Annotated in this window: 13 protein-coding genes and 1 pseudogene; 7 read left to right on the top strand and 7 right to left on the bottom strand. The window is 66.4% G+C overall.

Features of this window, described 5'->3' with window-relative positions; genetic code table 11:
- From ENN83_RS08915 to ENN83_RS08890, 6 genes are all read left to right on the top strand, one after another.
- The coding region (locus tag ENN83_RS08915) for a hypothetical protein (RefSeq protein ID WP_287186071.1) at positions 1-542 on the top strand (542 nt) is incomplete at its 5' end.
- Positions 543-558: 16 nt separating this feature from the next.
- Positions 559-1,059 carry an LptA/OstA family protein gene (locus ENN83_RS08910; protein ID WP_287186069.1) on the top strand — a complete coding sequence of 167 codons (501 nt, stop codon included), beginning with the start codon at positions 559-561 and terminating at the stop codon, positions 1,057-1,059.
- Entirely contained in the window at positions 1,056-1,820 is a 765-nt protein-coding gene (lptB, locus tag ENN83_RS08905) for an LPS export ABC transporter ATP-binding protein (protein WP_287186068.1), read from the top strand. Before ENN83_RS08910 ends, lptB begins: the two co-directional genes overlap by 4 nt.
- A 10-nt stretch (positions 1,821-1,830) precedes the next feature.
- A complete protein-coding gene (locus ENN83_RS08900; RefSeq protein ID WP_287186067.1) occupies positions 1,831-3,087 on the top strand; it encodes an RNA polymerase factor sigma-54 in 1,257 nt (418 codons plus the stop codon).
- Positions 3,088-3,179: 92 nt separating this feature from the next.
- A complete protein-coding gene (gene hpf, locus ENN83_RS08895) occupies positions 3,180-3,743 on the top strand; it encodes a ribosome hibernation-promoting factor, HPF/YfiA family (protein WP_287186065.1) in 564 nt (187 codons plus the stop codon).
- Positions 3,744-3,801: 58 nt separating this feature from the next.
- A complete protein-coding gene (locus tag ENN83_RS08890) occupies positions 3,802-4,266 on the top strand; it encodes a PTS sugar transporter subunit IIA (RefSeq protein WP_287186064.1) in 465 nt (154 codons plus the stop codon).
- 1 nt (position 4,267) lies between these two features.
- Here the strand turns inward: ENN83_RS08890 and ENN83_RS08885 are convergent, their stop codons facing one another.
- From ENN83_RS08885 to cysQ, 7 genes are all read right to left on the bottom strand, one after another.
- Positions 4,268-5,674 (bottom strand): nodulation protein NodH, encoded by a 1,407-nt coding sequence (locus tag ENN83_RS08885; RefSeq protein WP_349760106.1) that lies wholly within the window; start codon positions 5,672-5,674, stop codon positions 4,268-4,270.
- Positions 5,675-5,705: 31 nt separating this feature from the next.
- On the bottom strand, positions 5,706-7,403 hold the full coding sequence (locus ENN83_RS08880) for a beta-1,6-N-acetylglucosaminyltransferase (RefSeq protein ID WP_287186060.1): 1,698 nt from the start codon (positions 7,401-7,403) through the stop codon (positions 5,706-5,708).
- Positions 7,400-8,386 (bottom strand): glycosyltransferase family 2 protein, encoded by a 987-nt coding sequence (locus tag ENN83_RS08875; protein ID WP_287186059.1) that lies wholly within the window; start codon positions 8,384-8,386, stop codon positions 7,400-7,402. Before ENN83_RS08875 ends, ENN83_RS08880 begins: the two co-directional genes overlap by 4 nt.
- A 111-nt stretch (positions 8,387-8,497) precedes the next feature.
- Positions 8,498-9,484 (bottom strand): glycosyltransferase family 2 protein, encoded by a 987-nt coding sequence (locus ENN83_RS08870; RefSeq protein WP_287186058.1) that lies wholly within the window; start codon positions 9,482-9,484, stop codon positions 8,498-8,500.
- A 106-nt stretch (positions 9,485-9,590) separates the two neighbouring features.
- Positions 9,591-10,493 carry a UTP--glucose-1-phosphate uridylyltransferase gene (locus tag ENN83_RS08865; RefSeq protein WP_287186056.1) on the bottom strand — a complete coding sequence of 301 codons (903 nt, stop codon included), beginning with the start codon at positions 10,491-10,493 and terminating at the stop codon, positions 9,591-9,593.
- 257 nt (positions 10,494-10,750) lie between these two features.
- Positions 10,751-11,551: a 3-deoxy-manno-octulosonate cytidylyltransferase gene (locus ENN83_RS08860; protein WP_287186055.1), complete on the bottom strand. Its 801-nt coding sequence runs from the start codon at positions 11,549-11,551 to the stop codon at positions 10,751-10,753.
- A complete protein-coding gene (gene cysQ / locus ENN83_RS08855; RefSeq protein WP_414707644.1) occupies positions 11,551-12,336 on the bottom strand; it encodes a 3'(2'),5'-bisphosphate nucleotidase CysQ in 786 nt (261 codons plus the stop codon). Before cysQ ends, ENN83_RS08860 begins: the two co-directional genes overlap by 1 nt.
- Positions 12,337-12,406: 70 nt before the next feature.
- On the opposite strand from cysQ, the pseudogene ENN83_RS08850 reads away from it, so the two are divergent.
- Positions 12,407-12,733 (top strand): annotated as a pseudogene (locus ENN83_RS08850) (ABC transporter permease); the annotation flags it as partial.

Here is a 12,733-nt window from a genome sequence, read left to right as displayed (position 1 = left end):
CGCTGGGGATCCTGTCGACGCTGTTCCTGATCTCGCGGGACACGCCGTCCGGGGATGATCTGCCCTATTCCCGCGTCGCGGTTGACGAACTGATCCGCGAGCAGCGGATCGGTGCACCGAACTATGCGGGCGTGACGCAGGACGGCACAGCCATCCTGTTCCGGGCCGAGACCGCCCGCCCCGATACCGACGCTTCCGGACGCGCCATGGCCGAGGCGGTGCGCGCGCGTCTCGACATGCCGGACGGCAGCCATGCCGACATCGCCGCGCGGCGCGGAGTTGTCGATACTGCCGCGGGGCTTGCAGTGCTGGAGGGCGAGGCGCTGATCGACACCTCGACCGGCTACCGGGTGCGGGCTGCAAGCCTGACGTCGATGCTGGAACGGACAGATGTGGTAGGTGAGGGACCGGTTGCGGCCGACGGCCCGCCGGGCCGGATCGAGGCGGGCGCGATGCGGCTGAGCACCGATCCCGGTAACGATAACCGGTACGTTCTGGTTTTCAAGGATGGCGTCAAGCTGGTATACGAACCCGATCGCTAGGGGAAAGGTCCTGATCTTGTCGTTTCGCGTCGTTCTGGCCGCGCTGGCCCTTGCCTGTTGCGCGTCGGCGTCCCTGTCGCAGGGCGCCGAGATCGCATTCGGCGCGCTCGCCCATGACCAGACCCTGCCCGTCGAGGTCACGGCAGACCGACTGACGGTCGACCAGGCCGACGGTACCGCGATCTTTACCGGTGGCGTGCTGGTCGGCCAGGGCGACATGCGCCTCTCGGCCCGGGAGGTGCTGGTGGTCTATGCCGCCGGGGCCGAGGAGTCGGGCCGCATCGCGCGGATGGAGGCCAGCGGCCAGGTCGTGCTGGCGCTTGGCGCCGAGGCCGCCGAGGCCGACAAGGCGGTCTACTCGATCGACGATGGCACCATCGTGATGACCGGCAGCGTGCTGCTGACCCAGGGCCAGAGCGCGATTTCGGGCGAACGGCTGGTGGTCCATCTCGACAGCGGCACCGGCACGATGGAAGGCCGGGTGCGCACCGTTCTGCAACCGGGCGGCACGCGATGACCGCAGACCGCGCCGAACTGACGCTCGCCGATGGAACGCCCGGCCTGCGCGTGTCGGATCTGCGCAAGAACTACCGCCGTCGCCCGGTGATCCGCGATGTCAGCCTGACGCTCGACCGCGGCGAGGTGGTGGCGCTGCTGGGGCCCAACGGATCGGGCAAGACCACCTGCTTTTACGCCATCGCGGGGCTGGTGATGCCCGAGGGTGGGCGGGTCACCATCGACGGGCGCGACGTCACCGGCCTGCCGATGTATCGCCGCGCGCGGATGGGGATCGGCTATCTGCCGCAAGAGGTCTCGATCTTTCGCGGGCTCAGCGTCGAGGACAACATCCTCGCGATCCTCGAACTGGTCGAGAGCGACCGCCACAAGCGGCGCGAACGGCTTGAGGAATTGCTGTCGGAATTCTCGATCGAGCATCTGCGCCGGGCCGCCGCCTTGTCGCTGTCGGGCGGCGAGCGGCGGCGGGTCGAGATCGCGCGCTGCCTGGCCGCGAACCCGAAATACCTGCTGCTGGACGAACCTTTCGCAGGCGTCGATCCGATTGCGGTGGGCGAGATACGCGCGCTGGTGGCCGATCTCAGGACGCGCGGGATCGGAGTCCTGATCACCGACCACAACGTACGCGAGACGCTGGAGATTGTCGACCGCGCCTATATCCTGCATGACGGCCGCGTGCTGATGAGCGGCACCACCCAGGAGGTTGTCCGCGACGAGAACGTGCGGCGCGTCTATCTGGGCCAGAGCTTCCGCATATCGTGACGGCGGCCCGATGAATCTTCGCCCCTCGCTCGCCCCTCGCCAGTCGATCGGACTACGCCTTACCCCGGCGTTGCGCACCGGCCTGTCGCTCTTGCGGATGCCCGCCACCGATCTGGCCGACGAGTTGCGCCGGGCCGCCGCCGAGAACCCGCTGATCCGGCTTGCAGAGGACGCCCCCGAGGGGAACCCGGGCTGGCACGGGACCGATACTCTTGCCGCCCCCGACCCGCTGGGCGAGCGATTGCGGCGCCAGATCGCGCTGATGCCCCTGGAGTCCGCCGTCTCGGCCATCGCGCGATTCCTGACCGGGGATATCGATGATCACGGCTATCTCGACCCCGAAGCGCAGGCAAATGTCGAGGCGATGGGGATCGCGCCCGATCAGGTGACCAAAGCGATTGCCGCCCTGCAGGCCTGCGATCCGGCGGGCGTGGGCGCGCGCAATCTGGAGGAATGCCTTGCGCTGCAATTGCGCGAGCGCGGTTTTCCCGAGGCCGAGGCGCGCGCCGCCTGCGCCCGGCTCGACCTGCTGGCCGAGCGGCGGCTGGCCGAACTGGCCGCTCTCACCGATATCGATGCGCAGAAATTGCTGGAAATGGCCGATGCGCTGCCCGGCCTCACGCCGCGGCCCGGCGACGGGATCGGGGACGAACCGCTGCCGCCCGTGCCGGAAATACTGGTCGAGCAAGGACCGGACGGCCAGTTCTGCGCGGTGCTCGACCGCCTGGCCCTGCCGCATGCCCAGTTCGATACGGTCCTGGCAGATGGGCTTGGCTCCGCCGCCGGACGGATGCGCGATGCCGCCCAGACGCTGATCCAGGCGCTGCGCTTTCGCGAACGTACGCTCGAAGCGGTGGCGCACCTGATCCTGACCCGCCAGCACCGCTTTTTCGCCGAGGGCCCCGAGCACCTTCTGCCCATGACCCGCGCCGAGATGGCCGGCGCACTGGGCCTGCATCCTTCGACGGTGGGCCGGGCACTGGCCGACAAGGCACTGGCCTTTCGCGGGACGGTCCATCCGCTGTCTCTGTTCGTATCGCCCGCGTTGCCCGCGACAGGTGCGCGCGGCGTCACTGCCTATGCCGCCCAGCGCCGGATCCGCAGGCTGATCGAGGCGGAGACCGTCGATGCCATTCTCTCGGATGCCGAGATCGCGGAGTTGCTACGGCAGGAGGGCGTTGACATCGCCCGGCGAACTGTCGCCAAATACAGGAGCTGCCTAACCATTCCGCCATCCTTCGAACGCAGGAGGCTAAAGGGGGGATGAGGATGAAACCGTCCTTGAACCCCGTTGACCCCGCAACGCACGCGCTTTAACGGGGGGCGATCCTGCACAGGCAGGAAACTTCAGGAGGCAAGATGCGGTATCAGATCAGCGGCAAACAGATCGACATCGGCGAGGCGCTGCAGACCCACGTCAAGGACGAGCTGAACGCGGCGGTGAAGAAATACGCCGAACGGCCGACCGATGCGAATGTCGTGTTCTCGCGCAATGCGCATGAATATGTCTGCGAGGCGACCGTGCATCTGTCTACCGGGTTGACGGCCCAGGCCAAGGCGCACGCCACCGAGATCTATGCGGCCTTTGACAGCTGCTGCAACAAGATGGAAAAGCAGCTGCGCCGCTACAAGCGCCGGCTGAAGGATCACCACCGCGACCGCACCGAGCCGGTCGAACTGATACAGGCATCGTCCTATATCCTCGCGGCAAGCGAGCATGATGAAGAGGCCGAGCCCGAGACGCTCCAGCCGATGATCATCGCCGAGATGGAGACGCAGATCCCCTCGATCTCGGTCGGCGAAGCGGTGATGCAGATGGAGCTATCGGGCAGTGAGGTGCTGGTTTTCCGCAACGAGAAGACCGGCAAGATCAACGTCGTGCATACCCGCGAAGACGGGAATGTCGGCTGGATCGACCCTTGAGCCGCAGGCCGCCTGACGCAATCCGCGCCGGGCGCGGCAGGACAGAAGCGAGAGGCACATGCAGCTTTCCAGCCTCCTGAAACCCGAAGCCGTTCGGGTTCTCGGCACGATGTCGAGCAAGAAGCGCCTGTTCCAGGAACTGGGCGAGGTGGCGCATGCTGTCTACGGCCTGTCGGCGACCGAGGTCGTCGACGCGCTGCAGGAGCGCGAAAGCCTCGGCCCGACCGGGGTCGGGCATGGCGTCGCCTTGCCCCATGCCCGGCTTTCTGGTCTGGACAAGGTCCAGGGCGCCTTCATCCGGCTGGAGAAACCGATCGATTTCGGGTCGGTCGACCGGCTTCCGGTCGACCTGATCTTCGCATTGTTCGCGCCGCTGGATTCGGGCGTCGACCATCTCAAGGCCCTCGCCCTCGTCTCGCGGACGCTGCGCGACACGACGGTCTGCGGCAAGCTGCGCGCCAATACCGACCCCGCGACGCTGCACGCGGTGCTGACCGAGGCGCAGGCCTCGCAGGCGGCCTGAGCTAGCGACCCCAGGCCCCGTAGCCGAGGCAGGCATAGTCGCGCGCATAGGCCGCGCGCGCGGCGGCCTCGATCTCGTCGTCGCAGATTGCCGCCAGCGGAATGGGGGCATCTTCCATTTCCGCCGGGGGCAAGCCGGGCGCTACCATGCCCAGCTGTTCGGCCAGCATGGCAAGCTCTGCCTCCAGCCGTTCGGCGCGCAGCACCATGTCGGGCAGGACGACTTCGCCGAAACCCTCGATCACGCGGGTTTGCGAGGCCCAGCTGGCATCGACCCGCAGCCCGGTCTGGCCCGCGAGGTTGCCCTTGAGAAACCGCAAGAAGCCCAGGAATGCAGCCCGGTGCGCCGCCGCGTCATAGTCCGGCCCGGGCCCGCCCTCGGGCAACGGCACGCCGTAGCTGCGGCGCAGCGCGGCGCGGATCACCGGAAAACTGCCCCGTCCGGTTGGCAGGATATGGGCAACAAAGGCCGCATGCGCGCGGGCCAGAGGATGGGTGACAACGGTAAAGACCCGGTGGCCGGGCGTCTTGCGCAGCCACTGGCGCAGCGTCTTGTGCGTGAAGCCGCGCCGCAGCGCATCGGGACCCGCACCGTCGAGCGCGGCAAGCCACGCCTCGACCCGCGCCACCGGACCGCCACGAACCGGCAGGAACAGCAGCGGGCTTTCGGGGGCGGCGACATGGAAGGGAACGGCCGGCCCCCGGCGAGGCTCGAAACAGGGGGTCCGCGACAGGTCGAACCGATCGAGCGGCCCCAGCGCGGCCTCCATCTCGGCGAAGTTCTCCACCTTCTCGGACAAGGGCTCGGGGTTTTGCTTCTTCAGCCTGTCGGACACCGCGTCCAGCCGCGCCTCGACGCCCAGAAAGCGCAGCAGGCCGTTGAGCACTGCGATATCGCCGATATCCTCGTAGCCGAGGTAAAAGGCCGTCTGCCCGCTGGTCTGCAGCGTCCGCATCAGGCGCAACTGGAACCCCTGCAGCCGGTCGAGATGATCGGCGAACTCGTCCGCGTCGAACCGTATCCGGGCGCGGCGGGCGTGTTTCATGTCGGTCAACCGCCACTGATCCGTCCGGGCTGCGATCTTGCGCGAGACATAGCTTTCGGCCGGGTTGCGGGTCAGCACGATCTTGGCGCAGCGCCGGTCGTCCAGAACGCGCGCCAGAACCCGCGGGTCATGGTCGTGAAAGAACCGGAATCCCGCAAGCCCCGGACTGTCCCGCCGCATCGCGTCGAGCAGAAGGCCCGGGTCGCGGTCGCGTGCGGCTTGATCGATACCGAACAGCGTGTGCTGACCCTTGTGGCCGACGAAATGGGGGTTGAACGCCTCGCCATGGCAGGCCAACCCGGGCACCGCGTTCAGATTGTCCTCGAGGAAATTCGAGCCGGTGCGCATTTCAGCGAGCAGCACGAAACACTCGAAGGGGGCGGCGGCGCACATCTCACTGCACCAGATAGGGCCGGCGCGGCCGGGCGGCGACGGGCGGCGCCCCGTCATCCGCGGGGAAATCTCCCATCAGACAGGGCTTCATCCCCTGGTTATTGAGGGTCTGGAGGAACTGACCGAACCCCGCCAGATCGGCAAGCCGCGGCGCCTCGGTCAGATGGCGCTGGGCGCGGGGAGCGATCTCGTCGATCAGGATCTGCAAGGGTTCCATCGGGTTCAGCACGAAATCCGCCATCGTCCAGATCCGCACGCGTGCGCGCGTATGCGGCGAGCGAAGGATTTCGAGATGCCGCGCCTCGGTCCGCTGGAGTTGTGCCGCACGCTTGCGCAGGTCCACGAAGCTTTGGCGCGAGTGGAACAACGGCACCGCCCAGGCCCCGGTGATCACCGAGATCTGCGCATTCGGATCGCGCGCGAGGACCCAGCCGATCTCCTGCCGGTCGCCCGGGCCGAACTGAAAGCACTGCCGCTCGCCGCGGGTGTTCCAGACGAGGTTGGTCAGGAAGGCCCTTGGTGCATGGTCGCGCAGCGACGCGCTGTCGGACAGCCCGCCATTGAAGACCGCCTCGCCATCCGCGAATTCGGCTCTGTCGGGGTGGAACAGATGGCCATGCACCCGCGCCCCGACCATCCGGCCGAGCCAGGATTCGAAATCCTCGAACAGTTCGGAGAACCCCTCGAAAACCGAATAGGCTGCCGAAGTCTGGCCATTCTCCCATCCCTCGCGGGGAAAACGGCTCTGCATGTAGAGCCCCGCACGGCCGCGCGTCCGCCGCTCGACCGCCTTGGAAAACAGCCGGTCTATGCGCGCCGGATTGGGTTCGGCCCGGTTCGTCCCGACCGCCCCCGCCCCCAGAAACGTGTCGTAAAGCCGGTCCGCCCGCGGCCAGGCCTTGCGCGCCACGAAACAGTCCGACCGCCGCAACAATTCAAGGTGATCGTCGTAGAAGATGTGCGGCTTGCCCTGGAAGTCGAATTTCGACAGCGTCAGCGAGCGGCTTTCGATCCGGACGCCATGCTTTCGCACCAGCGTCTGGAAATAGCTCTCGTCCGGGATCCACACCCGCCGGAAATATCGCATGTGGCTGTGCCGCGCAGGATCGGTCAGGATCGCGGTCAGGGTCTGCCGGGTCAGGCACCACCATTGCGAGCCAAGATGCGGCTCGATTCCCGCAGGAATCTTGCGGCGAAAGCCGACCCGGCGTTGCAGCCACACGGACCAGTCGAAAAGACGGCGCTGCCGCTTCCAGGCGAAGGGGAAGCGCAGGGTGAACCGCTCGCGCCCCAGCCCGCCGACGATCCAGTCCACCTCGTCGGCGGTGACCGATTCGATGAAATCGGTGCGCGGACGCTCGGCGAGGTAGGCGCGCAACTCCTCGACCGGGCGAAGCGGCAGGCAGGAGCCCGAGACCAGGAAAATGTGGCCGAGTTCGGGAAACTCGTCCAAGGCTGTCCTTGCGCCGGAAAGCGTGGCCTCGACAATCGACCAGGTGCCCCATTCGCAGCGGTGGCGGCGGCAGAACCGCACATTGGCCAGGCCGGCGAGCGCGACGGTAAAGGCGCGCGACTCTGCGCGCGGCACACGCCGGTCGACATGGATCACCACGGGGCAGTCCCGTTCGGCCCAGTGGCGGGCCACGGCGGCGGCGCGGTCCAGCGCGGTATGGACCAGCATGACAAACCCGACGCTCATGCCCAGTTCCCCTTGGACATCAGCCCCAGAATCTCGAGCTGGCGCCAGCCCATGTATTTCTCGGACCACTTGCACCACAGGTCGGGATTGTCCCTGAGCGTGGCGTGATAGGCCCGGTATTCGTGCCCGCCCGCGTAATGCTGGCGGCGGGTCAGTTCCTCGGCGGCCTTGTCGACGAAACAGTCGAGGAACTTGGCATGCAGCAGGCACCCGCTGGCCTTCTCGCCGCCCCACTCGTCATAGACGACGTTCAGACCGCGGGGCAGCAGCATATGGGTCGAGCTGATATAGACGAAGCCGCGCTGCCAGCGGACCAGGGGAATCTTGTTCAGCGCAGGCGCCCGCTCGGGCCGGTCCGGAAAGAATACACGCGCCCGCGGACCGCCCTGGATCCAGAGGTTGCGATACTTGCCGTTCCGGTGGATCATGTAATTGCCACTGTCGAACCAGCATGCGATCTCGAACGGGTTCTGCCCTTGGCGGTAGGGCACCGCGTCGATCGGACCCTTGGGATACATGTCGACCAGCATCGCCCCGAAGGACCGGATCCCCGCGGTGTCGAGCCAGTCGCAGAGCGCCGGGATCGAGCGCGTGTCGCAGAACGGGTAGACGAAGAACTCGTCGACATCGACACTCAGCGTCCAGTGGCCGTGCCCGTAGCGCATCAGCAGCCAGTTCAGCCAGTCGATTCCGAAATGGGCCTTGCGATAGCTCGCCCGCGTCGACCAGAGCGATATGTCGGGCTGGTCGGCCAGGAATTCGCGCGAGCCATCGTCAGAGCCGTTATCGACGATCAGGAAATGCCCGATGCCATGGCGTCGGTAATAGTCAAGGAAATAGGGTAGGCGCACGGCCTCGTTGCGCAAGACAACAAACGCCAGCGCGTCGGACGGTCCGATCCGGGCCGTGCGGTCGGCAACGGACGAGAGCTGCAAGCGCCTGCGGCGCGCGCGCAGCTTCCACAACTTGCGCTCAAGTCGCATGCGATATGAGGACAACGCGCCCAATCCGCCTCCTGCCGGTGTCCAACCCAAAGGGTCTGTCCATGGGCTAGCGGAAAGCGGCTAACCGGCGGTTAAATCGGATGGCCACGGTCAATCCCAACCGCCGCGCGACAGGATTCCCAACGACTCGAGCTGGCGCCAGCCCTCGTAACGGATCGAGTCGGGGGACCACAGGTCGGGATTGCCGATCAGCGCATCGTAATAGTCCTCGTAGAGCGCGCTGTTGGCGAAATGCTCGCGGCGGCGTTTTTCCTCGCGGGATTTCTCGATGATGGAGGGCAGGAACTTGGTGTGAAGCAGCACGCCCGAAGGCGCATCGCCTGCCGCGCGTCCGCGCACGCGGTTCAGATGGGTCGGCAACGCCGAATGGGTGGAGCTGACATAGGCGTAGCGCCGGTTCCAGCGGATGAGAGGGGTCTTTGACAGGGTCGGCGACCGTTCGGGTTCGGTGCTGAAGAACACCCGCCGCCTGACGCCGCCGCGGACCAGCAGGTTCTTCAGCGGGGGCTGGTACTTGGTGACGATGTTGCCCGCGTCGAACCAGTCGATCACGTCGAGCGGATCCTGTCCGGCGCGGTAGGTCCGGTCGCCCAGCGGCCCCTTGGGGTAAAGGTCCAGCATGACCGCCCCGAAGGAGGGACGACGCGCGGCATCGAGCCAGGCGGTCAGCTCGTGCAGGGGACGACTGTCATGGTGCGGATAGACCAGCAATTCGTCGGCATCCAGCGTCAGGCACCAATGGCCATGACCGTACCGGATCATCAGCCAGGTCAGCCAGTCCATCCCGAATCTTGACAGCCGGTAGCTGTGCCCGCTCCGCCAGAGTGAAACGTCGGGCTGGGCGGCCAGCAACGCGCATGTGCCATCCTCGCTGGCGTTGTCCACGATCAGGAAATGCGCGACCCCCAGCCTCCGGTGGTGGTCAAGGAAGAAAGGCAGGCGCTCGGCCTCGTTGCGGACAGTCGCAAAGCAGAGAATGTCGTTTCGGCGGATCGCCCGGGTCCGGTCCGTGACGGCGGCCAGTTGTCCACGCTTGCGCAGCGCACGGAACAACAGGCGGCGTCGGGTCCATCGCATCCGGTAGGCGGTCCACAGACCGCGCGGGTCAGAGAGCGGGGCGGTGGGCGCCTCGCCCCCTGCAAGAACCAACGGAACCTCGGCAAGTCGCACGGACCCCGCGCGGCTATTGCGCCGCCTCGCGCATCGCGACCAGATCCAGGATATAGTCCATGAACTCGTCCCGAAGTTCGGGCCGCGCCATGGCGAAGGACACCGTCGCCTGCAGGAAGCCCGCCTTCGAGCCACAGTCGAATCGCTGACCCTTGAAGCGATAGCCATAGACGCCCTGGCCGTCGATCTCGGCGGCGATGGCATCGGTCAGTTGCAACTCTTCACAGGCACCCAGCCGGTTGTGGCGAAGGTTCTGGTCGAGATTGTGCAACACGCGCGGCGTCAGGATATAGCGGCCGATCACGGCGAGGTTGGAGGGCGTCTCCTCGACCTTGGGCTTCTCGACCATACCCTTGACCAGCACCCTGTCGCCAAGGTCGCGGTCCACGTCGAGGATGCCATAGGCCTTGGTCTTCTCGCGCGGAACCTCCATGGTGGCGACCATGTTTGCGCCTGTCTCCTCATAGGCTTCGACCATCTGCTGCAGGCAGGGGGTTTCGGCGGCGATCACGTCATCGGGCAGGATCACGGCGAAGGGTTCATTCGCGATCAGGCGACGGGCACACCAGACGGCATGGCCAAGCCCCATGGGCTTGTGCTGCCGGATATAGGCGATCGCCCCGCTTTCCATGTCGGTGCCGTTCAGGATTGCCAGCAACTCATCCTTGCGGGCCGAGCGCAGCGCCTCCTCGAGGGTGGGCGAGTGGTCGAAATAATCCTCGAGCGCGCCTTTGCCGCGCGAGGTGACGAAGATGAATTCCTTGATCCCGGCGGCACGGGCCTCGTCGATCGCATACTGGATCAGGGGCCGATCCACGAGGGTCATGATCTCTTTCGGGATCGACTTCGTGGCGGGAAGAAAGCGCGTCCCCAGTCCAGCGACGGGAAAGACGGCCTTGGTTACCTTGCGCTTCATTGGATCAATCGCTCTTTCGTTTTCGGTTCTTCCAGACCGGCCCGGGCAACACCCTGCATGACGACCTTACTGCATCAAGTTGGTATCAGAAAGGTTACCCCAGTCCCAAACGCATACTACTTTCCCCGGGGGAAACAAAAGGGCGCATCCGTCAGGAAATTGGACGAGTCGGCCGACTTGCACCCCGGACCATACAGGGCCTGGCCGGATTCCGCCGACCCCGATGCGGGGAAGGAGCCTGCCGGTCGACAGCGCGATCAGTCGAGCCCCATCCGGGCCATCATCGCCTCGATCCGCGGCACGTCCTCGGGGTTGTTGAGTTCCCAGAACTCGCGGCCGCGCGACTCGACCTCGACGCACAGCACCGGGCGCCCGCGTTCGAGGAAGCGCAGCTGTTCCAGCCCCTCAAGCCCTTCGAGCGGGCCGGGCTGCCATTGCGGATAGGCGGCCAGCGCCGCGGGCCGGTAGGCATAGACGCCGACATGGTGGAAAACGGGGGTCGGATCGTCCTCACCATAGCTCTGGCCGGTAAAGGGAATCACCTCCTTCGAGAAATAGAGCGCATGGCCCCGCTTGCCGAAGACGGCGGTGGTGCCGCCTACCCGGCCCGCGCGGCGATCGGCCAGAAGGGCCGCAAGCGCGCGCCCGTCGCAGCGCAGGACCGGCGTCGCGATCTCGGCCTCGGGATCGGCGGCAAGCCCGGCGACCAGCGCCTCGACGAGCCAGGGCGGGGTCAGCGGCGCATCGCCTTGCAGGTTGATCACGGTCTCGAACCCGCCGCCCAGCGCCGCGACCGCCTCGGCCACCCGTTCGGTGCCGTTGGCGCAGCTTTCGGAGGTCATCACCACCTCGGCGCCGAAACCTTCGGCCACGTCGCGGATGCGCGCGTCATCGGTTGCCACCACCACCCGATCGACACCCGCAACCGCCTGCGCCGCCAGCCAGGAGCGTTCGATCAGCGTGCGGCTTTCGCCCGAGGCGCCCCTGAGCGCGACAAGCGGCTTGCCGGGATAGCGGCTGGAGGCATAGCGCGCGGGGATGACGACGAGAACCGGCATCAGGCAGGCCGCAGCGCCACGCCCGGCGCAAAGGCGATGAAGAAGGGATTTGCGTAGCCCTGCTTGCCGTAGGTCAGCGGCGCGTGATCGTCGAAGCGCACCACCTGCCCGCCCGCGCCCGCCAGAACGGCATGGCCCGCGGCGGTGTCCCATTCCATCGTGCGCCCGAGCCGCGGGTAAAGATCGGCCTCGCCACAGGCCACAAGGCAGAATTTCAGCGACGAACCCGCGCTGGTCATGTCCTTGACGGCATACTGGGCGATGTAGTCGTCGGTTGCCTGGTCGCGATGGGATTTCGAGGCGACCACGATCAGCGCGTCATTGTCGGGCGTTGCAACCGAAAGGGGCGTGAGCGGTCCCGGCGCGTCAAGGTCAAGCGCGCCGGTTTCTTCGACCGTAGTGCCATCGGCGCGGGTGTAGAACAGCCGCCCCCTGGCCGGGGCATAGACCACACCGCGCACCGGAACGCCGTTCTCGACCCAGGCGATGTTGACAGTGAAATCGCCGCGGCGCTGGATGAATTCCCTGGTCCCGTCCAGCGGATCGACGATCAGGAAATCGCGCGCCGTCTCGGCATGGCTTGCGGCCTGTTCCTCGGTGACGATCAGCACGCCGGGAAAGGCATCGGCCAGCGCCGCCGAGATCAGCGCATCGGCGGCCTCGTCAGCCTCGGTCACGGGGCTGGAATCGGACTTGGACCGCACCTCGAAATCCTCGGAGCCGTAGATCTCCATGATCCGCGCCCCGGCAAGAAGCGCGGTCCGCCGCATCACGGCTTCGAGCATCTGATGGTCCAAATCGGGTCTCCCTCGGCTCGGTTTGTAATGAATTGGCAAGGCTCTTATGCTTGCCTGCATGGGCAACGGCAAGGGCGACGAACGCCCCGGCCAAACGGACGGGCCAATGTTTCAGGACAGTACACCGCGAACCAAAACCATGGGCGGGCTGCGCCTGCTGGTGCTGATCTATCACGGCAGCGTGCGCCATGTGCGCAAGGGGCACGGCAACGCGGTCGTGGGCCTCTTGATGAACATCATGCAGACGGTGATCTTCCTTGCCGCCTTCTTCCTGATGTTCGAACTGCTGGGACTGCGCGGCGCAGCCATCAGGGGCGACTTCCTGCTCTACCTGATGACCGGGATTTTCCTTTTCCTGACCTTCAACAAGACGATGTCGGCGGTG

Source organism: Rhodovulum sp., assembly GCF_011048875.1.
GTDB lineage: Bacteria > Pseudomonadota > Alphaproteobacteria > Rhodobacterales > Rhodobacteraceae > Rhodovulum > Rhodovulum tesquicola.
Note: the sequence above shows the minus strand (reverse complement) of the source record. Positions and strands in the feature narration are given on the sequence as shown.